This window comes from Chryseobacterium sp. KACC 21268 (assembly GCA_028736075.1).
GTDB lineage: Bacteria > Bacteroidota > Bacteroidia > Flavobacteriales > Weeksellaceae > Epilithonimonas.
The window spans coordinates 2,011,211-2,037,278 of sequence record CP117875.1; the positions used below are offsets into that span (position 1 = coordinate 2,011,211).

At 37.4% G+C, this 26,068-nt stretch carries 16 protein-coding genes; 10 read left to right on the plus strand and 6 right to left on the minus strand.

Going from position 1 to position 26,068, the window contains the following annotated elements:
* Positions 1-262 precede the first annotated feature (262 nt).
* The 6 genes from PQ459_09340 to PQ459_09365 all read left to right on the plus strand — a co-directional run bounded on the left by PQ459_09340 (position 263) and on the right by PQ459_09365 (position 12,039).
* Positions 263-3,304: a TonB-dependent receptor gene (locus tag PQ459_09340; GenBank protein ID WDF48664.1), complete on the plus strand. Its 3,042-nt coding sequence runs from the start codon at positions 263-265 to the stop codon at positions 3,302-3,304.
* Between the two features lie 18 nt (positions 3,305-3,322).
* Positions 3,323-5,392 carry a RagB/SusD family nutrient uptake outer membrane protein gene (locus PQ459_09345; protein WDF48665.1) on the plus strand — a complete coding sequence of 690 codons (2,070 nt, stop codon included), beginning with the start codon at positions 3,323-3,325 and terminating at the stop codon, positions 5,390-5,392.
* 180 nt (positions 5,393-5,572) lie between these two features.
* Positions 5,573-7,675, plus strand: a complete 2,103-nt coding sequence (locus PQ459_09350; protein WDF48666.1) for a bifunctional aldolase/short-chain dehydrogenase — start codon at positions 5,573-5,575, stop codon at positions 7,673-7,675.
* A gap of 243 nt (positions 7,676-7,918) precedes the next feature.
* Positions 7,919-9,196 (plus strand): TIM barrel protein, encoded by a 1,278-nt coding sequence (locus PQ459_09355; protein ID WDF48667.1) that lies wholly within the window; start codon positions 7,919-7,921, stop codon positions 9,194-9,196.
* A 239-nt stretch (positions 9,197-9,435) separates the two neighbouring features.
* Entirely contained in the window at positions 9,436-10,824 is a 1,389-nt protein-coding gene (locus PQ459_09360; GenBank protein ID WDF48668.1) for an FGGY family carbohydrate kinase, read from the plus strand.
* A gap of 63 nt (positions 10,825-10,887) precedes the next feature.
* Complete coding sequence (locus PQ459_09365) at positions 10,888-12,039, plus strand: alpha-hydroxy acid oxidase (GenBank protein WDF48669.1); 1,152 nt, start codon at positions 10,888-10,890, stop codon at positions 12,037-12,039.
* A gap of 71 nt (positions 12,040-12,110) precedes the next feature.
* On the opposite strand, the gene PQ459_09370 is transcribed toward PQ459_09365, so the two are convergent.
* The 6 genes from PQ459_09370 to PQ459_09395 all read right to left on the minus strand — a co-directional run bounded on the left by PQ459_09370 (position 12,111) and on the right by PQ459_09395 (position 22,459).
* Positions 12,111-13,157, minus strand: a complete 1,047-nt coding sequence (locus tag PQ459_09370) for a GntR family transcriptional regulator (GenBank protein ID WDF48670.1) — start codon at positions 13,155-13,157, stop codon at positions 12,111-12,113.
* 223 nt (positions 13,158-13,380) lie between these two features.
* The gene (locus PQ459_09375; protein ID WDF48671.1) at positions 13,381-13,602 is read right to left on the minus strand and encodes a hypothetical protein; all 222 of its coding nucleotides are present in this window, start codon (positions 13,600-13,602) and stop codon (positions 13,381-13,383) included.
* A complete protein-coding gene (locus PQ459_09380; GenBank protein ID WDF48672.1) occupies positions 13,580-14,788 on the minus strand; it encodes a hypothetical protein in 1,209 nt (402 codons plus the stop codon). The genes PQ459_09375 and PQ459_09380 overlap by 23 nt, the downstream gene beginning before the upstream one ends.
* 149 nt (positions 14,789-14,937) lie before the next feature.
* On the minus strand, positions 14,938-17,073 hold the full coding sequence (locus PQ459_09385) for a hypothetical protein (protein ID WDF48673.1): 2,136 nt from the start codon (positions 17,071-17,073) through the stop codon (positions 14,938-14,940).
* Positions 17,074-17,445: 372 nt separating this feature from the next.
* Positions 17,446-21,054 carry a DUF4450 domain-containing protein gene (locus PQ459_09390; GenBank protein WDF48674.1) on the minus strand — a complete coding sequence of 1,203 codons (3,609 nt, stop codon included), beginning with the start codon at positions 21,052-21,054 and terminating at the stop codon, positions 17,446-17,448.
* Position 21,055: 1 nt separating this feature from the next.
* Positions 21,056-22,459, minus strand: a complete 1,404-nt coding sequence (locus tag PQ459_09395; protein ID WDF48675.1) for a glycoside hydrolase family 28 protein — start codon at positions 22,457-22,459, stop codon at positions 21,056-21,058.
* 225 nt (positions 22,460-22,684) lie between these two features.
* Between PQ459_09395 and PQ459_09400 the strand changes: the two genes are divergently transcribed.
* Genes PQ459_09400 through PQ459_09415 form a run of 4 tightly spaced genes read left to right on the plus strand, consistent with a single transcriptional unit; the run spans position 22,685 to position 26,039 of the window.
* The gene (locus PQ459_09400) at positions 22,685-23,920 is read left to right on the plus strand and encodes a hypothetical protein (GenBank protein ID WDF45115.1); all 1,236 of its coding nucleotides are present in this window, start codon (positions 22,685-22,687) and stop codon (positions 23,918-23,920) included.
* A 19-nt stretch (positions 23,921-23,939) separates the two neighbouring features.
* On the plus strand, positions 23,940-24,500 hold the full coding sequence (locus tag PQ459_09405; GenBank protein ID WDF45116.1) for a LemA family protein: 561 nt from the start codon (positions 23,940-23,942) through the stop codon (positions 24,498-24,500).
* A complete protein-coding gene (locus tag PQ459_09410; protein ID WDF45117.1) occupies positions 24,484-24,864 on the plus strand; it encodes a hypothetical protein in 381 nt (126 codons plus the stop codon). Before PQ459_09405 ends, PQ459_09410 begins: the two co-directional genes overlap by 17 nt.
* An 8-nt stretch (positions 24,865-24,872) precedes the next feature.
* Positions 24,873-26,039 carry a hypothetical protein gene (locus PQ459_09415; GenBank protein ID WDF45118.1) on the plus strand — a complete coding sequence of 389 codons (1,167 nt, stop codon included), beginning with the start codon at positions 24,873-24,875 and terminating at the stop codon, positions 26,037-26,039.
* The last annotated feature ends 29 nt before the right edge of the window (positions 26,040-26,068 follow it).

Sequence of the window (26,068 nt, forward strand, 5' to 3'; positions counted from 1 at the left end):
TTCTGAAAACTAAATGACGTGCTATTTTCGAATTCTATTTCAAAAATTCTAAAGAAATCTTAATGTTAAGTTAAATTTTAAGATTTTAAATTCATTAATAATTTTAATAATTATTCAATTTATTTACGCTAATTGATGCTTAATAAATAAAATATATGCGTGTAAATTATTTATTCGATAATGCAGGATATTGCAGGATGCTAAACTTTGCCTAACGATGTAACATTGTCATAATAAATTTAACATTACAAAAAATTAATATATGTCACTAATAATTAAACACAAAGATATTAAGCGAATAGTCTTTCCGGCTTTTTTGCTTTCGTCTGGCTTCCTTTGGGCTCAACAACCGGTAAGTGATACTGCCAATACAAAAACGAAAGACATTGACGAGGTCGTGATTATCGGTTACGGATCTGTGAAAAAGTCAGATCTTACAGGATCAGTATCATCTGTGTCGGCTAAAGATTTGGCAGCAACTCCAGCAATGAATGCTTTACAGGCGCTTCAGGGTAGAGCTGCGGGTCTTAATATTGTCACAGCAAGTGGTGCGCCGGGAGCTAGTGCCAATGTTACAATCCGTGGTGGAGCATCTATCACACAGGGAACAGAGCCACTTTACATTGTAGACGGTTTCCAATTGGACAACGCACTGAATGTGATCAATCCAAATGATATCGAAAGTATTGATGTTCTGAAAGGTGCTTCCGCCATTGCAATTTATGGTGCGCGTGGTTCTAACGGTATTATTGTCATCAAAACAAAAAACGGAAAAAAAGGAAAAACAATTATCAATTACAACAACTTTACATCTTTTGATACGCTTTCCAAAAAATTGGATATGCTTTCTAATGCAGAAGACTATGTAAAGTATCAATATGAAATGGCCTCTTTAGCGGGAAGAACCGCACAATGGAGCAATGTTTTCGATAACAATTTGGCACCTGAATCTGCTGGTTTTTACACAGGCGCTTATAACAGAATTAGTGAGCGATATGCTAATGCGCCAACACTGGATTGGCAGGAGAAAATGTTGGGAGGTTCTGGCGTGACGACCAATCATAACTTCAATTTTTCTGTAGGGACTGAAAAAACACAAGCATTTGTCAGTTATAACTACAACAAGCAGGATGGATTGCTACAGAATTTTAGCGAAACCAGAAACTCTTTGCGAGCCAATGTTAAATCTGAGTTGTACAAAGGAGTACGAGTAGATTTTAATACGACATTTAATTCTAATTCACTGAATGGTGGTGGTGCATATTCCGGGATGAAGAAGATTCTACTTCAGCCAATAACCGGAGGAACGCGTTTCAATTTAAACCAACTCTTCAATGCTCAGAACTATGGTGATTTTTCTGCATTGGAACCAAGTTTTGATACGGAAAATCCAAACGTAGAGCTACAGGCTACTACTTCCAATGCGAGAGCAAGAAACTTTGTAGCGAATGCAGGTTTGGAAATTGACCTTTTAAAGAATTTCACTTTCAGAACTGCTGGACAGTATAACTGGAGAAATACTAAAACAACTTCTTTCTCAGATCAGAACTCAAGGGCTAATCTAACCGATCCAACGACTACAGGAATCAATGGAAAAATCGGGAACAGTGAGTCTTATGGTTATCAGATCACAAATACACTAACCTACAACAATACCTTCGGAGAAAAGCATAAATTGAATGCCCTGATTGGCCAAGAGGTTGTGTACTCGCAGTCAGAGAGCAATAATATGACTTTGATCAAATTCCCTTTTCCCAATTTTGGATTGGATGATATTTCTACAGCAACGATTTCGGAAAAATCAACTGATAGAAGCAGTATGTCTTTGATGTCTTATTTTGGGCGTGTAACTTACAATTATGATGACAGATATCTTTTGACTGCCACTGTGAGACAAGATGGATCATCTAAATTTGGACCAAATAGAAAATGGGGTACATTTCCTTCCGTTGCAGGAGCGTGGAGACTTTCTCAGGAAAGCTTCTGGCAGAATTCAAAAATAAACAACTTTGTTAATGATCTTAAATTTAGAGTTGAATATGGTGTGACAGGTAATAACGACATCGGTAACAATCTCTTCTTGACCACCTATTCTCTCACAGATTATCCGATTAACAATACACCAGGAAATCCAGTTTACGTCACAAGCTCCAATCTTGGAAATCCTAACTTGAAATGGGAAGAGCTAAAATCAACCAATATCGGAGTAGATCTGGCGTTCTTTAACAATCGTCTTAAACTGACTTCTGAATGGTATAATAATAATGTCAGTGATATGCTTCTTGAAGCGGTTCTCCCAACATCCACTGGTTATTCGAGACAGTACCAGAATATCGGAAATATGAGAAACAGAGGTATTGAGTTTACTTTGAATACCATCAACTGGAAATCAGAAAACTTTAGATGGAGTACAGATTTAAACATTGGACATAACAAATCAAAAGTACTTTCATTAGAAAAAGGAAGAGATTTCAGACCTTTCAGTGTTGGAAGTAATAGAGCAGGAGTTGTAACATATTATGCAAAAGTTGGCGAGCAGTTAGGAGAAATGTATGGTTATGTTTATGATGGGATCTACACAACCAATGATTTTATCCAAAATGCAAACGGAACCTTGACTCTTAAAGACGGTGTGGTAAAGCCAGCTACAGGAACACCAAAACCTGGAGATATCAAATTTGCTGCAGATAACGAAGCAGGCGACCAATTCACGAGAAAGATGGTAAAGATTGGTGATGCAACACCTGATTTTATCGGAGGTATCAGTAATAATTTTTCTTACAAAGGTTTTGATATTGCCGTATTTATGAAGTTTAGTGTTGGTGGTGATGTGTACAATGCGACAAAGCACAGTTTAAGTCCATACGCTTTGTTCCAGAATGTTCCAACCGAATTTGGAAATAATTTCTATCACCTGATTGACCCTAACACGGGACAGCAAACTACTAGTTTAGTCAGATTAAAAGAACTTAATCCAAATGAAGATTCACGTCTTTGGAGTCTTAGCAATACAAATACACAAACCATCACTTATCCTTCATCATACTATGTAGAAGATGCTTCTTATTTGAGAATTGCACAGCTCACATTGGGATATTCTCTACCTAGAGATTTCCTCAGCGAAATTATGGTTTCAAATGCCAGAATATATGTAACGGTTAATAATCTTGCTACCATTACAGGTTACTCAGGCTTCGATCCAGAGGTTTCTGCAGCAAGTGGTGTGGCAATTACGCCTGGTTATGACAGTTCTACATTTCCAAGATCAAGAAGTTATGTACTTGGTATTAATTTAACTTTTTAACTTTTAAATTGATTTAAAATGAAAAATATATTTATTCAACATAGATTCTTAAAAAAGGCAGTGGTGATGTCTTCAGTTTTTTTAACTGTTCTAATGACCAATTCTTGCAGCGATGATTTTTTGGATCAGCCTGCTTACAACAATACAGATTCAGACAAAGTTTTTGAAAATCTTCAGACCGCAGAGATGTTTGTATTGGGCTGTTACAGAGGTTTGGTGCCGACAGAGATGTTTTATCAGCTTGGCGCCGGTGATACTGTGAATCATTCTCTTGAGGCTCTTAACAATTCAAAATATAATGTTGGCAATTATAACTACGATGCCTACACACCATTTACTGTAACTGGTATTTATTCTGCTATGTATGCCGTTATAGAGCGTACCAATATCGCAGTTTACCAATTGTCAAAAATGCCGGAAAGTGCAAAACGGGATGCCCTTATAGGAGAGGCTAAATCTATCCGTGCTTTTTGTTATTATAATCTAATTAGAATCTACGGCGACGTTCCGGCTGTCTGGGAGCCATTAGAAACTTTGGATCCTAATGCCGAAAGTACGTTTTACCCAAGACGTGCTTCCAGAGATGAGATCTATGACAAAATTGTTGGCGATCTGCAAGAAGCCGCAATTAATATTCCAACCTTGGCACAGAGTGGTTTTGGAACTACGGAAAGATTATCAAAAGAAGGTGTCAATGCTCTTCTTGCAAAAATTGCACTTTACGCTGCAGGATATTCACTTCGTTGGGAACTGAATACTTCTAATCCAGGTGTTGTTTCCCGCCGATCAGATAATGCAAGGGTAAGAGAACTTTATCAGATTGCAGATGATGCCTGTTCAGCCATAATAAATGGTGGTACAAAGAGTCTTGTTCAAAGTCAAAGTGGTAAAAGTGGCTTTGAAGCACTATGGTTCAACTTTAATCGTAGAAACTTTGGAGCTGTCAACTCCGAGATGCTTTGGCATATCGCTTCCTTGGGACAGAATACCAATTCAGCGTTCCAAGTTTATGCACATCCGGGCTATCGTGGCGGTGTTTTTGGCTCTCGTTCTTCCCAACAAATGATTTTGCCATCTTATTATCTTTCATTTAACCAAAATGATACACGTAGAGATGTGACTTGTACTTCTTACAGCGTCTATTTCTTGGCAGATGGCGGTGCTAGCGACACTTTTGTAGATGTTGGTACAACTTATTCTGCAATTATGCCAGGCAAGTTCAGACTGTCTTGGAGTGTAGAGCCACAGGCTGCTGCAGATAGAAATCTTAATATCCCAATACTTAGATATGCTGATGTTCTTTTGATGTACGCTGAAACTCAAAATTATCTTAATAGTGGTCCAACTGCTGCAGCCAATGCCGCATTGACAGCGGTACGTACCAGAGCAGGAATAGGTACATTAACATTGCCTGCTGGACAGGCCGACTTTTTAAAGGCGATTGTACAGGAAAGAAAATGGGAATTTGCTGGTGAGTTCACACTTCGCACAGATCTTATCAGAACCAATAGCATGACAACTGAAATCGAAGCTACCAGACAGGATATGAAAGATTTGACTAGAAGAATCGGTAAATATGCGAACGTAGCAACTTACAGGCTTTATAAATTTCATAGAAATACACAGGTCTATGGTGATCCGTTCTTAGCTTTGCCTTATATCGAGATTACTAATCCTACGGAAATTACAACCATCAAAAACGTTCCTACCAATTCAGCCAATTTTGCAGCCTATCAAACAGCATTAAGAGCTATTGTAGCGGCACACGGACAAACCACTTCGCCAGACGATAAATGGTATCCGACACAGATGTTCGAAGCGTACACAAGTACTTTCAACGGCAATGCTAGAAAAGCAGTAGGATTTGGAGCTGGATTCAACGTCTTGGGGATGGGAAATAATATGTATTCTAAGCCTTTTGGATATGCCGAAAATGGTAATGCATATCCTGGTTGGGTAGAGTCTGCAAATGATGGCCTATTCTTCGGTTTCAAGACCAACAAAACAGAACTTTTGCCTTTCGCCGCTGCTTCTGCAGGACATCCAATGATCGATAATCCAAACCTAACTCAACTTCCTGGTTATTAATCATTAAGTTTAATGATCAAAAAAAATTAATTACCACTAATAAGCCAAAATTAGATTGACCAAAAGTTGAATTTATTTCAATGTTAATTTAAGTTTAATTAAAGCAATCATCAGTATAGTACGGGATGCTATAGATAATGGAACAGTCTAATTTTGGTTTAAAATTAAGAATATATAAAAATGGAAAACGTAAAAACATTCAAGTACGTAGATTATTTATGGGACGAGGAGAAAGCAGCATCTTTTGGAGATGATCAGGTTGCTTTGTTTTTGTACCGTTCAAACATATTAGGAGCTGATCTTAGAATTACAAATTACGGTGGAGGAAACACCAGTTGTAAAACTATTGAGAAAGATCCACTGACAAATGAAGAGGTAGAAGTAATGTGGGTAAAAGGTTCTGGCGGCGACATCGGAACTTTGACAAGAAAAGGAATCGCAGGTTTATATACAGAAAGATTGAGAAATCTTAAAAATGTTTACGGCGGTCTGGCAGACGAGGACAGAATGGTTGGTTTGTTCGATCACTGTATTTTTGATCTTGACAGCAAAGCACCTTCAATTGATACACCACTACACGGACTTTTACCTTTCAAACATATCGATCACCTTCACCCAGATGCATTGATTGCAGTGGCTGCTGCAAAAGACAGCGAAGCAATTACCAAAGAAATCTGGGGAGACACAATGGGTTGGGTGCCTTGGCAGCGTCCTGGTTTTGATTTAGGTTTACAATTGGAAAAATGTCTAGCTGACAATCCTGGAATCCGCGGAATTATCTTAGGAAGTCACGGTTTATTCACTTGGGGTGATACATCTTACGAATCTTACATCAACAGTTTGGAAGTTATCGAAATGGCTTCTGAATATATCGCTAAAAAAATCGAAGAAAAAGGACAGGTTTTCGGCGGTCAAAAAGTGGAATCTCTTCCATCTGACGATCGTAAAAACAAAGCTGCTCAAATTATGCCTTTGTTAAGAGGTTTGGCTTCTTCTGAAAACAGAATGGTCGGTCATTTCACAGACAGCGAAGTTGTTATGGAATACATCAACAGTAATGATTTGGAAAGATTAGCTCCACTTGGAACTTCTTGCCCGGATCACTTTTTGAGAACTAAAATTCAGCCGTTGGTTTTGACTTTAGACAAAAATGAAGATTTATCTGATTCTAAAGTCATTCTTGAAAAACTAAATCCACTTTTCGAACAATACAGACAAGAATACAAAGAATACTACGAAACTTGCAAGCATCCAAACAGTCCTGCAATGCGCGACCCGAATCCGGTGATCATCATTTATCCAGGCGTCGGAATGTTCAGTTTCTCAAAAGATAAGCAAACGACTCGTGTTGCAAATGAATTCTACGTGAATGCAATCAATGTAATGAGAGGAGCAGAAGCTATTTCTCAATACACATCTTTACCAAGACAGGAAGCTTTCGATATCGAATATTGGTTACTCGAAGAAGCTAAACTTCAAAGAATGCCGAAAGAAAAACCATTGTCCAGAAAAATTGCTATCGTTACAGGAGCAGGCGGTGGAATAGGACAGGCAATCGCTGATAAAATGGTGGCTGAAGGTGCAGTAGTAGTTTTCACAGACCTTAATCACGAAGCTGCAGAAGCTGTTACTGCAAAATACAACAAAGATCAGGCAATCGCAGTTCAATGTGATGTGACGAATGAAGAAGACATTGTAGACGCTTTCAAAGAAACTGTTTTAGCTTTTGGAGGTGTTGATATTTTGGTTCACTCTGCAGGTCTAGCAATTTCTAAATCTTTGGAAGATACAACGACGAAAGATTGGGATCTTCTTGAAAATGTTTTGGTTAAAGGTCAGTTCTTAATTGCTAAGAACGGAACTGAAATTATGAAAAAACAAAATCTTGGAGGTGATATCGTCAACATTGCCAGTAAAAATGGTTTAGTTGCGGGTCCAAACAATGTAGCTTACGGCACTGCAAAAGCGGCTCAACAGCATATGACGAGATTATTGGCAGCAGAATTGGCCGCTGATAAAATCAGAGTTAATGTGGTGAATCCAGACGGCGTGATCGTTGGAAGTAAAATCTGGGAAGGTTCTTGGGCGGAAGGCCGTGCAAAAGCAAACGGAATTTCTGTAGAAGAATTACCTGCATTTTACGCAAAAAGAAATTTATTAAACGAAATTATTCTTCCTGAAGATATTGCAAACGGCGTTTTTGCTTGTGTTGCAATCTTGGACAAAACAACAGGAAATATCATCAATGTAGATGGCGGAATGGCGAATGCGTTCCCAAGATAAATTTAATTTTTTAGAAGGTTTTTATTTTAATAAATTGAAAGCTTGCTTTAACATAACCACAAAAGTAACATAAGACTCTAATACAGTATTTTCTGAAAATCTTTGATTTTCTTCTTATGTAAACTTTTCTTATTTTTTTAGCTTTAATAACCATATGGTTTTAAAGTTTAAAATAAAACTTATGTGCCTTATGTGGTTTAAAAATATTGCAAGCTTTTCAATTTTAAAATTTTAAGATATATCATGATAATAGGAAAAGATATTATAGATCAGTACAACAAAGCAGGCGTTGAAAACTTTAATTCAGATTTCGATTTTCTGCAAAATAAACTGACGAAATCGGGAGCAAATGTTGCTGATATTGTTAACAAAATTGCCGATTTCCAAGTAGCAATTCCAAGCTGGGCTTTAGGCGCAGGCGGAACTCGTTTCGGGAGATTTTCTTACGGCGGTGAACCTGCTGTTTTGGAACAAAAATTAGATGATGTTGGTTTGCTTCATGCTTTGACTCATTCTGCCGGAGCGGTTTCCCTTCACATTCCTTGGGATATTCCAAGCGATGTAAGTGCTTTGAAAGAAAGTGCAAAATCTCACGGACTTGTTTTCGACGCCATGAATTCCAACACTTTTCAGGATCAGCCTGGCGCACAAAAATCATATAAATTCGGTTCTTTGAACTCCGTTAACGAAGATTCCAGAGCTTACGCTGTGGAGCATAACAAGGAAGTAATTAGAATCGGAAAAGAATTAGACTCCAAAAGTTTAACCGTTTGGTTGGCCGACGGCGCAAGTTTTCCAGGACAATTGAATTTCCAAACTGCTTTATCGAATACTGAAAAAAGCTTGAAAGAAATCTACGCAGATATGCCGGAAGACTGGAAATTGTTCATCGAATACAAACCTTACGAACCAAATTTCTACTCCACAACAATTCAGGATTGGGGAACTTCTTTTATGCTGGCAAACGCTTGCGGCGAAAGAGCTTTCACGCTGGTTGATCTTGGTCATCATTTACCAAACACAAATATCGAGCAGATCGTTGCAACGTTGATGTACAAAGGTAAATTAGGCGGTTTCCATTTTAATGACAGTAAATATGGTGATGATGATTTGACGGTTGGTTCCATCAAACCTTATGCTTTATTCTTGATTTTCAACGAATTGGTTTACGGAATTGAAAATAACAAAAACAATCCTTATCCAGCTTGGATGATCGATGCTAGTCATAACATCAAAGATCCTTTGGAAGATTTGTTACAATCTTTGGAAGCTATATTAATTGCTTATGCTCAGGCACTTTTGGTTGATCAGAAAGCTTTGAAAACTGCCCAATTAAATAATGATGTTGTAGGAGCACAGGATATTTTGCAAAACGCCTACAGAACGGATGTTCGTCCGTTGTTGCAGGCTGCAAGATTACAAACCGGAGCAGCATTAGACCCAATCGCCGCTTACAGAAATCTGAAAGTAAGAGAAACTTTGATTTCCGAAAGAGGCTGGGCAAAAGCAACAGGATTGTAAAATCCTATTTAAATTTGATAATTCTAACTTTCATGCGATCTGAAAGTTTTATTATAAACCACTCAATTTTTTTTCATTTAAGGTAAAGTGTTTAGAGCATTAAGTTTCAATAAAGTAAGAAGTAATGATTTTCTTGATATCTAAACACTCCTTTAAATGATCATTAATTTGACAGAATAAGTTTAATTTCAAACCTGAAAAATCTTATTCCGTCATCCAACAATTAACTTATTGCAAGAATGTCCAAAAAAAAGGTTACCATCGTATTTGATATTGGAAAAACCAACAAAAAGTTTTTTTTATTTGATAAAAATTACAAGGAAGTCGTAAGGGAATATACAGAATTACCGCTCACAACGGACGAAGACGGATATCCGACAGAAGATCTTGCGGCACTTCAGAATTGGATCAAAGATAATTTCAATGCGATCCTTGACGATGAAAATTTTGATGTGAAAGCCATCAATTTTTCCACTTACGGTGCCAGTTTTGTACACTTGGATCACAAAGGAAATGTCCTCACACCTTTATACAATTACACCAAACCAATCGATGAAGATATTCTCGATTTGTTTTATGAAAAACACGGCGACAAACTAAAAATTGCCCGAGAAACAGCATCACCACAAGCTGGAATGTTGAACTCCGGATTGCAATTGTTTTGGTTGAAGTACAAACATCCTGACGTTTTTAGTAAAATCCGTTATAGTCTTCATTTACCTCAATATTTATCGTATCTGTTTACTGGAATTTGCGTTTCTGAATTTACGTCAATCGGTTGTCACACGAATTTGTGGGATTATGATAAAGGTGATTACCACGACTGGGTTTACGAAGAAGAAATCGATGTTTTGATGCCGCCAATCGTACCAACTTCTGCGAGTATCAACACGTCTTACAGAAATAAAAAAATCAAGATTGGTGTCGGAATTCACGACAGTTCTTCGGCATTATTACCTTATATTTTAAGCAAGAAAAATCCGTTTTTACTATTATCGACAGGAACTTGGAGTATATCTCTAAATCCTTTTAATGATGAAAGTTTGACCGATGAAGATATCGAAAACAACTGCTTGAATTATATGCGGATCGACGGCAAACGTGTCAAAGCTTCCCGATTTTTTATGGGAAATGAATACCGAATTCAGGTTGAAAAACTTTGTGCTTATTACGGAAAAGAATATGGTGCTCATCGAGAAGTGGAGTTTGATCAGGAATTATATTTAAATTTAATGAAAAACAAAGCGGTCTATTTCCGTTTTGAAGGCATTATTTTAAAAAGAAAATTGATCACCGAAACAGATTTGAAATCTTTCGCAACTTTCGAAGAAGCTTATCATCAGTTAATGATTGAATTAATGGATCTTCAGATTCACACGATCAAAAATGCCATTGGAAATTCTGACATTGACACGATTTATATTGATGGCGGTTTTACAGACAACGACGTTTTTATGAAATTAATGTCGCATCATTTCCAGCATTACAATGTGATGTCAACGCATTCTCCGCTTGGTTCAGCTTTAGGAGCATCTATGGTGATTTCCAACAAAAAAATCGACGAGACATTTCTACAACAACATTATCAGATGAAAGTGCTTCAACCTTTAATTCTTAATTATCATTAATTAATTCTTTGAAAGTTTTAGTCAAAAAACCATCAACAACCAACCAAAAACCATCAACCAATTATGTCATTCCCATTTGATACCAATTATGCTTCGCTAGAACTTCTGATCGAAAAAGCTAAAAAGAGAATGCCTCAATTCGCTTTTGATTATCTGGATGGTGGCTGTAATGAAAATATCAACAGAGACAGAAACACAAGCGAACTGAGAGATGTTTTGCTTCGCCCGCAGTACCTTCAGGATCATTATCGTGAAGCCAATATGGAAACGGAATTGTTCGGCGTCAAATACGCTGCACCATTCGGGATTTCACCAGTTGGGTTGCAAGGTTTGATGTGGCCGAATGCTCCGGAAATTTTAGCAAAAGCAGCTTTCAAACATAATATTCCTTTCATTCTAAGTACCGTTACGACCAGCAGCATCGAAAGAATCGCCGAGTTGACCGAAGGTAAAGCTTGGTATCAACTTTATCATCCAAGAGAAGAATGGTTGCGCGATGATATTCTCGAACGTTGTGAAGCTTCTGGCTACGACGTTTTGGTAGTTTTGGCAGACGTTCCGACTTTCGGCTACAGAGCCAAAGAAATCAGAAATGGTCTGGCAATGCCACCGCAATTGAATTTAAGAACCGTTTCTCAAGCGATGGTAAAACCACAATGGTGTCTGGAAATGTTGAAACACGGCGTTCCTAGCTTTGCCACAATGGATAAGTATATGGACAAGAATATGGGCGTGAAGCAGCTCGGACAGTTTATGAATTCTACTTTTTCTGGAAGATTAAACTCAGACAGAATCAAAGCGATTCGTGATAGATGGAAAGGGAAATTGGTCATCAAAGGTGTTGCTTCTGACGAAGATGCTGCTGAATCTGTAAGGTTAGGATTTGATGGAATGATCATCTCCAACCACGGCGGAAGACAGTTGGATGCTGGAGAATCCACGATTTCAGTTGTCAAAGACATCAGTGAAAAGTACAAAGGTCAAATCAAAATTATGATGGATAGTGGCGTAAGAACTGGTCCGGATGTTGCCCGCGCACTAAGTTGTGGCGCTGAATTTACATTTATGGGAAGAACATTTATGTACGCCGTTGGAGCTTTGGGGGAAAAAGGTGGCGATCATATTATTGAAATGTTGAAGATGCAATTCCGACAAGTGATGGAGCAACTTTGTTGTAATGAAACGACTGAATTACAGAATTTTAGGGTAAAATAATATAGTTGTTTTAATAATTTTATTCTAATGAAACGGGTTTTTCAGAAAGCTCGTTTTTTATATTTATTAAACTAAAGAGATTCCCTTTCAATAAATTTAAAAACATTATTCACCTGTTCTTTCTTGTTTTTCAACACCATATAAGCTGCAGATTCAGCCATAGCTTTGAAATCTGTTGTAATCACAGTAATTCCTAATAATTCTTTTAGAGGCGTTTCGTTATAGGAAATGATGCCGATATCTTCGCCTAATTTCAGATTTTTCTGTCTGATTTGTTTTACCAAATTGACCAGATCACGTTCCTGAATCGTCACAAAAATATCTTTGTCCTGCAGTTCCATATCAGGATAGATGGCGTCCAGAATTTCATAATCAAATTTGAATTCATTACAAAACTTCTCGAAACCACGTACAATTCGGAAAGGATATGGATTGACTGATTTGTTGGGATAAACCAAAATAATCTTGTCATACTTTTTGATCTTCTCCAAACCTTCCTTCAAAGCATTATAAATATCTTGTGCAAAATCCTGAAAAACAGAACCGTATTCGCCTGAAATATTTGGTTTTGTATTGTCTAGCATCACCAATTTATTCTTAGGTATTTTCTCGATCATATCAATCACTTCCTGCGTAGAGCTGGTGTGTTTGGACTGGTCATCACGGAAATGGGGCATCACAACGTAGTAGTCAAATCCTCCCAAATTTCGCTTCAAAGCATTGATGAAAAGCGTCTCGTCGCAATGGTAGATATACATTTCAACATTTCCCTTGGTTCCGATGGCATTTACAAAATAATCATAAATCATCATTTTGTAAGTGCTTGGCTTATTGATCAAAAAGAAAATATTGATGACATCACTTTTATTAATCCTCGAAATATAATAACCTTTACCTTTTACGGATTCTATGATTTGCCTTTTTCTAAGCTCTTTGTAAGCTTTTTCAACGGTATCTCTGGAAAGAAAACAAGCTTCACTCAATTCATTAATAGAAGGTATTTTTTCTCCAATTTTAATTTCTCCGGCGTCAATTCCATTTAGGATAGAATCTACAATTTGTTTGTATTTTGGAACTCGGGAGTTTTCGTTAATATTGACTTCGAATATTTCTGACATAACGCTTTTAAATAGGAATATTACTTTCAGTTCTAAGAATAATCTGACCTTAGAAAATTGATTTAATAAGTAAAGACAAGATACTAAATTTCTATCAATAAGATTTTATTATTTAATATTGTTCAAACTCAGCGTGTTTGCATTATTTAAAGTCGAAAAGTTCTCTCAAATTTAACATACCAAATACCATTTTTTGCATTCTAGGAGACATTAATAAATATTGTTAGTTCATTATGTTGTTAATATAGATTTCGATATTCAAATAATTTTTGCAAACTTTACTAGGCTTCAACGCGTCTGAAGGATCATTGGGATCAAGACCCATTTTCACTTCTTCGAAATCCGGAATTCCATCTTTGTCACTGTCTTTTTCAGCTTGATAAAATGGGAAATCGCCCAATCCATTATTTGCAATTGGAAGGTCATCTTCCGTGAAAACATACAAACCTTTTTTTTTTTTTTCCTTTAGAATCAACTTCAGAAATAATCAGATTATCCACATCATCACGCATTGGGAAATTGGCTCCTGCATTTTTTAAAACATATTTAAAAGCGTCCTTTGCGGACATTTTAGGATTGGAAAAAGGGTAGGGGAATGGTACACTTTTAAACTTCAGAGGTGTTTCTCCAGGATATCCAATTTCGTTGTGAGGAATCAATGTTCCATCCAATTTACCGTTCTTATTGTCATCAAAATAATTTCCGGATTCATAGAGATTAAAAGTGTTGGTTCCTCTGCTGAAGGGTGTTGTTTGTTTTTCGACATTCAATGGTCCGGCCACAAAATAATTATTAATGATATTTACTTCCGAAATTTGTGTCGAACCACCCATAATGTAGCCATCGCCAGAAACAAAATGCCCGTTTTCATTTCCTAAGTTCCCGAAATTGTAAATCACATTATTGACAAATTCGTTCTTCCCCTTTACTTTTGGATTCCTCGTTTTGTTGCTTGCGTACAGAGATTTGATGATGCTAATGCTACCATTCGTTTGAATCAATCCGCCTGCAGAATGATTGTAAAGATGCAATCCTTGCGCAATAATTGAGTTCTGAAGCGTAACGCTGTCGGGCTCGAATCCTCTTCTATCCCAGTTGATGGAGAAAACTTCGTCCATTCCCCAAGAAATCGAGAGATGATCGAGAATGATATTTTTACCGTTTGAAATTCCGGAAGCATCAGTATTCTTCGAAACCTTGTTTTTATTTCCCAATCTGATTTTCAAATATCTCGCGATTGTATGATTTGCCCCCGAAAAAGAAACTTTTTGACCAGACAGAACGATTCCTTTTCCAGGTGAAGTTTGTCCGGCAATCGTCAAATTTTCAGACACAGTAACTGGTGATTTTAAATTAATAATTCCGCTCACCGAAAATACGATAAATCTTCCTGATTTGCTCACTGCCTCGCGGAAAGAGCCTTCGCCACTGTCATTCAGATTGCTTATGGTGTAAACTTCTGGATTCGAAACACCTCGTGCACCTTTTGCAAATTTTCCAAAACCCTCAGCCTCTGGAAAAGCCAAAACCTTCTCTGGATTGCAACTTTCAGGTAATTGATTTATTTGATTTTGAGAATGACAGGAGATTAAAAATAGTGAAGCGAAAGACGCTATGATATTTTTTTTCATACCTAATTATATGTAATCAATTTAAAGTCATATCAATTAAAAATTATCCTGCACTATGCTGTTTATCAGTTTAGTTTTTAAAATTTAAAAACAAAAAAGCCTGCCGTTTCCGACAGACCTCCTAACTAAAAATATGAATGTGAAATTTTTTAAGGCATCTTTTTAAAACCTTCCGCTTTTATTTTCCAGCTTCCGTCTTTCGGGAAACCAGGAAATTCTCCTGTCGAAGCATCCCAGCCTTCCAGCATCATTGCAACGGTTGTCAAAACACCGCCGTTTCCTGGAAGATAAATTCTAAGACGTTTGTCCTGGAAATTATGTCCGTTTTTCAGATATGTATTGGTTTGAATGTTCATAAACAAAGCATCCAAAGCTTTATTTGGAAGTCCCAGTCTCGCAGCGTTCATAGCCGTCATTGGGAAATCCCAACCCCAGGTATGTTCCCAGTTCCATCTTTCCCAAACGATATCAAGGGTGTTTTTCATTATTTTTTTATCCAGTTTCGGAGATTCAGGAACCATTCCTAATGCGCCCAAAACCGCAGGGTGGTCAGTCATCCATTTTGGAAATGTGAATGAATCTTTTGCCGATTCTGTCGATAAATAAACGCCGTCCTGTACCGGAAGCGGAGCCAGTTTATTAATCACATCATCCCATTTTTTATCTCTCGGCTCACCCAATCTTTCTTTCCACTGCTGAGCGATTTTCAGCGACCAATCCCAATACGCCACTTCGTAAGTCGGGTTGTAAGTATCTTTCGCAGGGAAAACTTCCTGAGCCGGAATAACGCCTTTTCCTAAGTTGTAGCGGTTTTTCTCCTTGTCATAAGTCGCAAAATCAGCCATAAAATCAGCCGTTGCAAAAATCAAATCTTTATATTTTTCAAGAACTTTTTTATCCTTGCTGTTGCGGTACAAAAGTTCGGTCATATAAATAATGTGCGGTTGCTCCCAAATCAAAAATGCAGCAACAGAAGACGGACTTTCGTTTCCTTCATTGTCTGACATTTTAATCCAGCGAACGCCTTTGTAGCCTTGTCTTTCCGCTAATTTTTTAGCTTTATCAAATGACCTGAAATAATAATCCAGTTGCTTTTCCAAAATTTCCGGTCTTCCCCAAAGTGCAAAGTGAACACCGTGCCACCAATGCATTTCCGTATGCGGTTTCCCATACCAGCTGTTGAAAGTCAAACCCGTTTCCTGAGGCGGATTGTTTCCACCACACTGAACTTTCGTTAAATATTCTGATAGCACAACTCTTCGTTCAAGCTCATTGGCTCTCGGGTCTGTACTTCCTTCAAAATCAACAGCAGCACCGCTTTCCCAGAAGTTTTTCCAGCCAGAAGTACTTTCTTTTTCAGCATCTGCGAATAAAGTTCTGTTAGATTTCGGACTTTTAGCTGAAAACTCAACACTTAACTCAGCGGTTTTATTTTTCGAAGAAGGCTCGTAAACAAAATAATGTTTTCCGGCCTCACGAAGTTTTCCTTCCGTAAAATTGAATTGAGTATAATAATCCGTGCTTTGCAATTTATGCTGAATCAAGCCTTGAGTCGACTGTGAAGAAACAATTTTCGTGGTATGTTCGTTTTCTCTTCCGTAAAATGCGGCGTCATCCAAAAACTGTCCCGACGGATGCGGATATTTAGCAAAAACTTTAAGTTTTCCTTTAGCCACCAAATCAGATTCAATTTTCACCCCGATTCTATCTGAATTTTGGAAAGAAGCCGTCCAGACTTTTACCGGAGTTCCTTCCAGAGAAAATTCGCTGGTGATGATTCCCGTCCACAAATCAATTTTCTGATTGACGTTGGTTAAATCTGAAATTTTCGCTTTCTGACCGTCTTTTTTCGTCAGTTCAATCCCGATATTTCCCAACTGCAAACGGTGTTGATTCACACGGAAATATTCCACTGCACCTTTATTTCTTTCCGGTTCTTTGATTTGAACAGAGTACAAAGCTTTTCTCCCGTCGTTATTGAAATCGTAAGGTTTTAAAGTCTCTTCAAATTTATAATTTTCTTTGTTAGGAAAGCTGTTCCAGCCCCATTCAGATTGGGTTCCGAGGGAAACACCGTTTTTATAATATTCAGGAAACGACTGCATACCTGTAATGTCAACCGTGTAGGCAAACTTTCCGTTTCCAACCGTAAAAGTGGAAAGCGTATCGGCTTTAGTGTTGACAATATTATGTCGCTGAACGACCTTCTTCCGGTCGATTTTCTGGGCATTCACTGAAGAAAATCCCATCAGGAAAATCCCTAGATATATTGTAATTTTTTTCATTTTTCTTTTATTTCAGTAAATAAATTTGTTCAATGTTATATTTTATTCTGGGCAGCTATCGATTACCTCGAATGTTATTTTATTTTTTTTTGGCAGACATTTCCGCCTTCCACTCCCAATCTTTTGTTCGTCGTTCCTCCTCGCAAAAGGATTTCCGTTCAAGTCGGGCTGCAATATCTCACGTATCAAAATAGAACATCATTCATTTTGATTATTATTTTCTAATATTTATCAATAGGAATGGGCTTTAGCCCATTTTATTAGTGGTTAATATTCATTGGCTTTAGCCAAAATCTAAACTAAGTTTTGGCTAAAGCCAATAATAATTATTTTTTCAGAACAGGCTAAAGCCCGTCCCTATTGATTTTAAATTTATTTCAAAACCGTCGCACTCATCATTCCAATCACCACATCATTGCTCACGGCCGTTAATTTTATCGATTTTAATTCTTTACTCGCATCAATCGGCAAATCCAGAATTGTGGCAGAACCACCATCCACCTGACGGTCTGTAAATCCTTTAATGCTTGAATATTTGCTTAAAGTTCCGCCTTTGTACAATTCGCCCGTTTTCAGTTTTACTCTGTATGGAATTTTATCATCCGGAATTTCAAACGCAAAATTATCATCAAACAAATCCTGCTCAATCGGCCACCAGTTTGTCGGATTTTTCAGCTCTAATTCGGTTATCGAACCGTCTGCATACTGTACCGTAATTTTTCCATTCACAATCTGCGACTGCATCGGATTCGTAGAACCAGCCATCAGAAAATAGATTTTCTTACCTTTTCCTGAAATTGGGATTTCAAGAGCATCTGAATAATTATCCCACTGACTTACAAATGCAATATTTTTATCGGTTTTATCAATTAAAAATGGAATTCCAAGAAACTCAACTTTGCCGTTTTTTCTTTTATTCATCAATCCGCTGTCATCGATTTGAGCGGTAATTAACGGGTAACACCAGTTTCCGATTCCCTGCCACGGAAGCTGTAATGTCGGAACTTCCAGTCTTGGTGAAAGGTATTTCTGATTGAAAATCTCAGTCACTTTTTCATTGTATTTTGAAGCTAATGAAATGTTGTTGAATTGACCTTGATTCTCAATTTCCCAATCTGTGATTTCAATATTTTGCTTGATTCCGTTGTAGTCAAGTAAAATTGAATTAGTTCCTTTGCTTAAATAATTTGCAGGAATTTCAATCGATGCACTTTGATTTTTTTGAATCGAAAAAGTTTTGTTTAAACCATTTATAGATAGCTTTCCATTAATTGGATTGGAAGATTTGGATTGAACCTTAAGTTGTTTATTCACCCATTTTGTCTCCAAAGGAAAACGAATGTCAACATTTACAGGTTGCCACCAGGTTGTTCCGTTTTGCTCGACCTGAACGAAGAAAGTTCCTTTTCTTTCTTTATTATCTAATGTGATTGACTGGTTAACCACCCCGTCTTCTCCCTTCGGTCGAATCCACCCCTCCAGAGGAGGGGAATTTTTAATCATTCCTTGGGGGTCGTAGATATTTTTAATTTTTTTTTTTGAATCAAAATTTAACTGAAGATTTTCGGAAATATAATTGACGTAATCGGTTTGTTCGTTTTTCAGTTCTTCTCCGGAATAATTGATTTCGATTTTAAAATCTTTTCCTTTCGGCGTTTCAAACTGAACAAATGGTTGTGAAATCGAATTGGGTTTAATTTTCCAATTCACCTTTTTACCGTTCACTTTCACCGATTTGATGTTGGAATAATTCACAGGAATCTGCATTTCCAACGCCACCGGATTCTGATATTTTGATTTAAATAAATACTCGGTTTTTCTTGAAGTTCTGGTAAACTGATAATCCCAATCAGGAAGTTTCAGCTCAGCAGAATTCCAGTCTTTCGGAAAACCAGGTTTGATGCTTATTTTATTTTCCAGTAAATTCGGATAGACTCCGAAAAGTCCTTCCGTCAAAGTTCTGGACGCCACACCAATCGGGTCGGCAAAATCACGGTACAATTCTCCACGGAACGCATCGTAATGAGAAAGCTGTTCGAAATTCCCCGGACTGATGCCGTAATACATCGACTCCACCAGATTTCCCTTCCAAAGTTGATATGCATCCTCAGTTCTTCCGGCTTGCCAATACGCCAAAGCGGTCTGTAAGTTTTCCGCCAAAGCCACATTATTAATTGACCAGTCGTATGGTTGCCAATTTGTTGTTGCTAAAGTAAAATAGTCTTTATTATCAGCACCTTTTACGGTAATCGGAATTTTAGGCGTATGATGATTGATGTACTGTAAGTTTTGGTAATCTTCAAATTCATTCAGAATAAACGCATCGGAAACGTGATAAATCGACCATATTCCCGGTTTGTCGTGAACGATTTGATTGCCCAAAGCATCTTTATATTCAGCAAAATAACCTTTGTCTTTTATCCAAAGCTGGTTTTTCATTGCTTTTAAAATCGCATCTGCTTCCTGTTCATAAGGTTGAGGATTTTCGCCAATGATTTTCGCCAGCTTCGCCATTTCACGGTTGGCTCTGTAATTATAAGCCGAAGTATGCGTTACTTTTCCACCCGAATATTGCAGTGCATCGCTCGCCCAAATCGCCGCATAAGCATCATACAAATCACCACGCTTGAAATTCCGTTTTTCCCAGTCCATATGACGAAACATCGTCGGCCACATTTTCTTGAGAAATTCTTTGTCTCCCGTGTAATTGAAGTGTGAAAACATCTGGTCAAAAAACACCAGATTCATATCGTAATGGTGCGGTTTTGTGTTGTCATTCGGATTTCTGGAAATATATCCGCTTGAAAAAACAGAAGTTCCCATTTTCTCCTCGTGTCGGGCAAGATGACGCATCGTGTCCATTTCTACAGGTGCAGAATCGGGTTTTAAGACCTGCGAGTTAGCATAACTTTCAAAATGTTCTTTTGCTCTGTCGTGCCAGTTCAATGCATCTGCTGTGTAAGCGCCACGCCACGCATTCAAACGCATTCTCCAGGCAACGGCGCCGTGAAGAAAGGTCGGACTTTCCCAAATTCCATCCGCTGCGACCGCTAAATTAGCTCCGAAGTTATTTAAATCCGCATCCGGAGTATTTAGCTGAATTCTGTTCGTTAATGTCAAACGGGATTTTTCCGCTTCATTGAAAATATTTTTCAAATCTTCATCTGAAAAATTCTTATTTGATTTTCCTTTGGTAACCTGAATATAAACCGGTTGTTTTTGTGAAGAATACGAAGCGTAAACTATTGGAGATTTGTCTGTTTTATTTTGAGTAAATTCAGCCAGTTTTTCCAAAGTCTCAGCATCAGTTTGCTGTAATGAAGTGATATTCGAAAAACTTCCATAAACGGTTTGAGTTTCTTTTTTCTTATTTAAATAATTAAGCTGAAAGTGATTTTTATTCAACTGAAACTGATTATTCAGACAATATTCAGGCAACAGATAAAATCCGGATTCCGGGTCTGCGCCGATGTCGCCGTTCCTGCTGAAAGTCGTTCCGCTCGCACCGCCGTAAACTGCATAGATTTTTGTTGAAGAATCTACATTCACAGTTTCCATTTTTAAAACCAAACCTTCTTCTTTGGCCTGTGCCAGAACGGTCAGTTTTAAAGTTCCAGTTCCGAGAATCGGGTCTTTGATTTCATATAACATCGAACCAGGTCGGTAACGTGTTTCAATTTTATCAGCCTTTATTAATTGTTTAATTGAATTTCCTTTCTGAATAACGAACTGAAGATTTCCGCCCATTCCCGGAAGATACAGCGCAAATTCAGGCAAATCTCCCGCTTCAACTCTCGAAGCACGGTTATCACCATACAAAGCACGGTTGAATCTGTATTTTCCGTTGACCAATAAAAAATCGCCTTTGTCTTCTTTGTAATGCAGTTCACGCTCGTTATTCTGCCAGTGTTTCGACTGGGAATAGGAGAGTGAGAATGCCGACAAAACCAGAAGTCCGGCGAAAATGGTTTTTCTTCGCATTTTATGGTTTTAACTCTGTTAATGGCTGTCCGTTAACGGTTACATTTTTTAAAGTCACATTTTTAAGGTAATCTACTTTATAAGGAATCTGAACGCCCACCATTTTAGCATTAATCATCTTGAAATCGGTTACTGGCGACGATTCATAGGCATCAGAAAATACGGCATATTTCCCGCCTTTGTCAACGGTTAAATTTTCAACCCAAATATTTCTGATGGTCGGAATGTGATTTCCCGGCTTTTCATAATGCATATTGAAACGTACAGCAGCCTCTTTGTAAGCGCCCACTTTTGTGTTGTAGAAAAATACATTTTCTATCGTTCCGCCACGGCTTGAGCTGGTTTTAATTCTCAACGCCCGGTCAAGATTCTTGCTGTCCATCACGTTTCCGATGGCATAAATATTTTTCGCACCGCCCGCAATTTCACTTCCAATCACGACACCGCCGTGACCGTCTTTCATTTCGCAGTTTTCGATGATGTGGTTTTCGGCTGGTCTTCCGATGTCTCTTCCGTCTTCATCTCTTCCAGATTTGATGGCGATACAGTCATCTCCGGTATCAAAATATGAATCTTTAATCCAAACATTTTTACACGCTTCAGGGTCGAAACCGTCGTTGTTCGGTCCGTGACTGATGACTTTTACTCTTTCAATCAAAACATTTTCACACAAAACAGGATTCAGATTCCACATCGGAGAATTTTTCACCAAAACATCCGCCATATAGAAGTTTTTTGATTTGTAAGGCTGAACGAAATTCGGTCTTAAATACCATCCGTCCCCAAAAATTCTTTCTCTTGCAGGCGTTCTGTTGGCCATATATTCGTGAAGTTTAGCTCTTGCAGGGTTCTGTCTTCCCGGACGCGATGTGTTGTAACCATATTTTGTAGCACCACACCAGAACCACCAGTTGTCTAAATCTGAATTTCCATCCAAAGTTCCTTTTCCGGTCACGGCGATATTTTCTTCTTCATATGCATAAATCAAAGATGAATAATTCATACATTCCATTCCTTCCCAGCGTGTGAAAACGATAGGGTAGTCGTTGCTGTCCTGACTGAACAGAATCGTTGAACCGTCTGTCAAATGCAGATTCACATTAGATTCAAGATAAATCGCACCCGTTAGGAAAACGCCGTTTGGAACCACAACTCTTCCGCCACCTTCAGCACTGCATTTTTCAATTGCTTTTTTGAATGCTTCCGTATTTTTTGTTTTTCCGTCACCTACTGCTCCGAAATCAGTTATCAGATAATCCACCTTTCTGAATTTTGGAGCTTTGATTTGTTTCTTTAAAGCTTTGATTTCTTTTAAAGGTTGCTTTGCGGAAGTCCAAGGTGTATATTGAGCGGAAAGCGGTATTGACAGTAGAAATGCGAGTAGAATCAGCGTGAATTTTTTCATAATGACAGAATTAAATTTTCTTAAAGATGCTAAAAATCTTTAAATAGTTTCTTTATAAACGCAATCTAAAATTATTATGAGGAACGATTGTCCTGCACTGTCTGTATATTCAAACTTTTTTTTGCATAAAATTTGATTGCTATTTATCTTGAAATGTTTTGGTAAATTAGTCAAAACATAATTCGGGATATTTATAAAACTAATAATCATTACTTTACTTAGCCTATGAGCGAATTTTATGAGTTCTACAATACTCTGGAAGTTGATAATGGACTTCTGATAATGTTGATGGTAATGAGCGTCTTCGTAGCGATTTTCCATACAGTCATTACGATGGGACTTTACGAGGTGAACCTCAAACCGAAATGGCTTTTCTTTGTTTTAAATCCTTTGTTGATTTGGCTATCGTCTCTATATGACAGCAGATTGGGCGCTTTGGTTGCAATCATTCTTTTTCTTTCTGTTTTTGTTTTGGGTATTATTGGAATGATAGTTTCAGCAATTAGAAGTGGTTTTCAAAATTCTAAAGAAGAAGATGCTAGGCAGATAAGAATGGGAAAACCGATCGTTCCGATGTGGAAAAAAATTCTGTTGACAATAGGCGGACTCATAGTATTAGGAACTGTTTTGTCTTTGGGAGTGCCTTACTTCATCATCATAATGTTTATCATTCTTCCATTTATAAAATCATTAAAACCAGATAACAAAAAACGTTTCTACAAATATCAGCGGACACTTCCAACTTCCAATATCCGTTCAGTGGCGATGGGATTGTCTGAGATCTCCGGAAAAGCAAAAATAATTGAACCAATGATTTCGCGCATTGGAAAAAAAGAATGCATCGGATTTCTTTATACCGTAGAAGATGTGCGAACAGACAAGGATGGTGATGACTCTTATATTTTGGAATCCTCGGAAACGATTTGTAAGCCTTTCTATGTACAGGACAAGTCTGGCCAAATGAAAGTTGTGACGGATGGTCTTGAGTTTATTGATTTTGAAATTGATGAACGATATCAATCATCGATGAAGCGCTACACGCAATATCTTTTGACAGAAAATTTGGAAGTTCTACTAATCGGTAAAGTTGGCGTCAAGGAAAATAATGAAGCGGTTTTTCAAAAAGAAGAGGTGAAAGATGTTTTTGGGATTTCGCCGGTTGCAAGCGTTGAAAACTACAATACAATGCGACCGATTCTGCAATCTGCTGGTTACTTTGTTTATTTCTGGGTTATTCTGATTGCATTGATATTTCTCACGCCAATTAGTTTGAAGAATTATACTTTGGTGTTTGGCAAAATCAACTTTGATCTGCCTTTCAAAAATTCAAAACCAGTAGAATCTGTGACGGATTTTTATGACAATATCTATGAGAGTTATGAAAATAAAGAAACAGAACCCATAGAAAATATTTACCCAAAGGAAGCTGACAGTGCAGAAGTGACGCAGGCTCCGGAATAAAATTTAAAAAAATAAAACTATGATACAGATCTTTGCTTATGTAATTATTGGATTGGTCATCTTAGGCCTTCTCAATGTCATTGTCTCGACTTACAACAGACTTGTAATGTTGAGAAATAATGTCGATAAATCCTTTGTCAATATTGATGTTCTTCTGAAACAACGGGCAGATGAAATTCCTAATCTTATTAAAGTTGTAAAAGAATCTATGAGGTTCGAGGAATCGATGTTGACAAAACTTACGGAACTCAGAACCAATTTTCTTAATGCCAGTTCCGCTGAGGAAAAAGTGGAACTTTCCAACCAGATGCAAAATCAACTAAAATCAATTTTTGCGGTTGCGGAGAATTATCCGGATATTAAGACCAATCAGAATTTCCAGTTGCTGCAAAACCGTGTTTCCCAGATTGAAGATGCCATTGCCGACAGAAGAGAATTTTATAATGAAAGTGTGACGATGTACAATATTGGGATTCAGGAATTCCCCAATTTCATCTTAGCAAAAATTCTGATTTACGATAAGAAACATCTCCTTCAGATTTCAGAACAAGAAAAAAAATACGATGGAATTGCCTTTTAATATTATAGATATTCTTCGTCACGTAGAAGCGGAACCTGGTTTTTTGGTTGCATTCGCAGCATTTCATCCGTTTGCTTTGATGGTCTTGCTGATTCCACTTTGGATTTTCAAAAAAGCTGGAGTTTACACGCCGGCTCAGGAATTAGGGATTTTTGGATTTTCTGTTGTCGTTATTATGACTGTTGGCTGGCTGATGGGTTTTGTGTCTCAGATTTTGCTGATGTTTATGGGTATTTCCGGTCTCAAAATGCTGATGATCTACTTCGCAATGTATCTTTGTATCACCGCTTTTGTGATTGTGAATGCAAATGGTTTAAAGAAAATTTATGAAAAAGATCTGTTAAAAAAGAAACCATTGGCTTAATTAAATTGATGAAAAAATCTGCAATTATTGTCTTAATAATTTCTGTTCTTGCGCTGTTGTTTGTTGACAGATGCACAACAGTTAATTTGACGACAGCAGATATTTTTAGACCAGAATCTTACAATCATTTCAAAGAATTGCCAGGTCATCCTCAATCCAAAAACTACGAAATAGTTGCTGCTAAAGGAAATTTTCCATTATTATACAATATTTCGAAAAACGAATTTTATTTGAAGTTCGGGCAAGGCTTGACAAAGTATGATGCTTTTGGAAATATTATTATTTCTAATGATCTGAGTCACGAAGAATACACTTCTGTGTTTGATTTTGCCAATTTTGTGCCTTATGTTTTTGCAAAAAATGGTGTCTATGATTATTCAGGAAATCGATTGGTCTACAGCAAATTTTCTCAAGTTCTGAATTCCCAAAATGAAATTAATGATGAGGATTTCAAATCTATTTTCGAAAGCAATTATAGAAAGGCAGATTTAGTGATTTATGACACAAATAGAAATATTGATTCCGAAAGAGATTGTTTTCCGATGTATTTTAAAATCAATGACAATTGGATTCTGATGTTTTCTCAGAAAGGTGATTTTCGTTTTTCTCATCAGGGAAATGATAAACTTAAAAATGACACCATTGGGCAGATCGATTTTTTGGGTTTTCCAGCGAAATTTGCTGATAAAAGACTGACGGTTCTGAAGGATTTTAAAAACAAAATCTACTCAATCAATCTCTTTGGAAAAGAAACAATTGATGACCGCTATTTAGATACTTATTACACTCAGATTTTGAAAGAAAGAAAAGTAGATTATCAGACGAATGACAACGTCAAATTACTCTCGCGGAAAAAAGATGAGTATTATTCCTCAGGGAATCCGTTCAGTTTGCCAAATTGGGTTTCTCCATCGTTTATGAATACTGGCTATTTCCGCCTGACTTATCAAAATGAAAATTTATATTTCAAAGAAAAAGCTTTGAAGCGGAGTGGAGATTCCGGAATTCAAAATGACTTTTATCTCTACGAATTACCAAAAAAATTACGTTCAAAATCAAAGGTTGCTTTTTTGGATTACAGTCTAAACGTTGGCGGTTACATGAATGATAGTACAGAGGTGGTAGAACCAATTATCAAAAGTGCCGGACTATATCTGATTAAACCTAAAAAATAAAAATTCCCCAATCGCATGAGGAATTTATT

Coding starts and splice junctions, on each gene's coding strand:
- PQ459_09340 (WDF48664.1), top strand. CDS start 263: ATGTCACTAATAATTAAACACAAAGATATTAAGCGAATAGTCTTTCCG.
- PQ459_09400 (WDF45115.1), top strand. CDS start 22,685: ATGAGCGAATTTTATGAGTTCTACAATACTCTGGAAGTTGATAATGGA.
- PQ459_09380 (WDF48672.1), bottom strand. CDS start 14,788: ATGAAAAAAAATATCATAGCGTCTTTCGCTTCACTATTTTTAATCTCC.
- PQ459_09345 (WDF48665.1), top strand. CDS start 3,323: ATGAAAAATATATTTATTCAACATAGATTCTTAAAAAAGGCAGTGGTG.
- PQ459_09350 (WDF48666.1), top strand. CDS start 5,573: ATGGAAAACGTAAAAACATTCAAGTACGTAGATTATTTATGGGACGAG.
- PQ459_09365 (WDF48669.1), top strand. CDS start 10,888: ATGTCATTCCCATTTGATACCAATTATGCTTCGCTAGAACTTCTGATC.
- PQ459_09415 (WDF45118.1), top strand. CDS start 24,873: ATGAAAAAATCTGCAATTATTGTCTTAATAATTTCTGTTCTTGCGCTG.
- PQ459_09370 (WDF48670.1), bottom strand. CDS start 13,157: ATGTCAGAAATATTCGAAGTCAATATTAACGAAAACTCCCGAGTTCCA.
- PQ459_09390 (WDF48674.1), bottom strand. CDS start 21,054: ATGCGAAGAAAAACCATTTTCGCCGGACTTCTGGTTTTGTCGGCATTC.
- PQ459_09360 (WDF48668.1), top strand. CDS start 9,436: ATGTCCAAAAAAAAGGTTACCATCGTATTTGATATTGGAAAAACCAAC.
- PQ459_09395 (WDF48675.1), bottom strand. CDS start 22,459: ATGAAAAAATTCACGCTGATTCTACTCGCATTTCTACTGTCAATACCG.
- PQ459_09410 (WDF45117.1), top strand. CDS start 24,484: ATGGAATTGCCTTTTAATATTATAGATATTCTTCGTCACGTAGAAGCG.
- PQ459_09405 (WDF45116.1), top strand. CDS start 23,940: ATGATACAGATCTTTGCTTATGTAATTATTGGATTGGTCATCTTAGGC.
- PQ459_09385 (WDF48673.1), bottom strand. CDS start 17,073: ATGAAAAAAATTACAATATATCTAGGGATTTTCCTGATGGGATTTTCT.
- PQ459_09355 (WDF48667.1), top strand. CDS start 7,919: ATGATAATAGGAAAAGATATTATAGATCAGTACAACAAAGCAGGCGTT.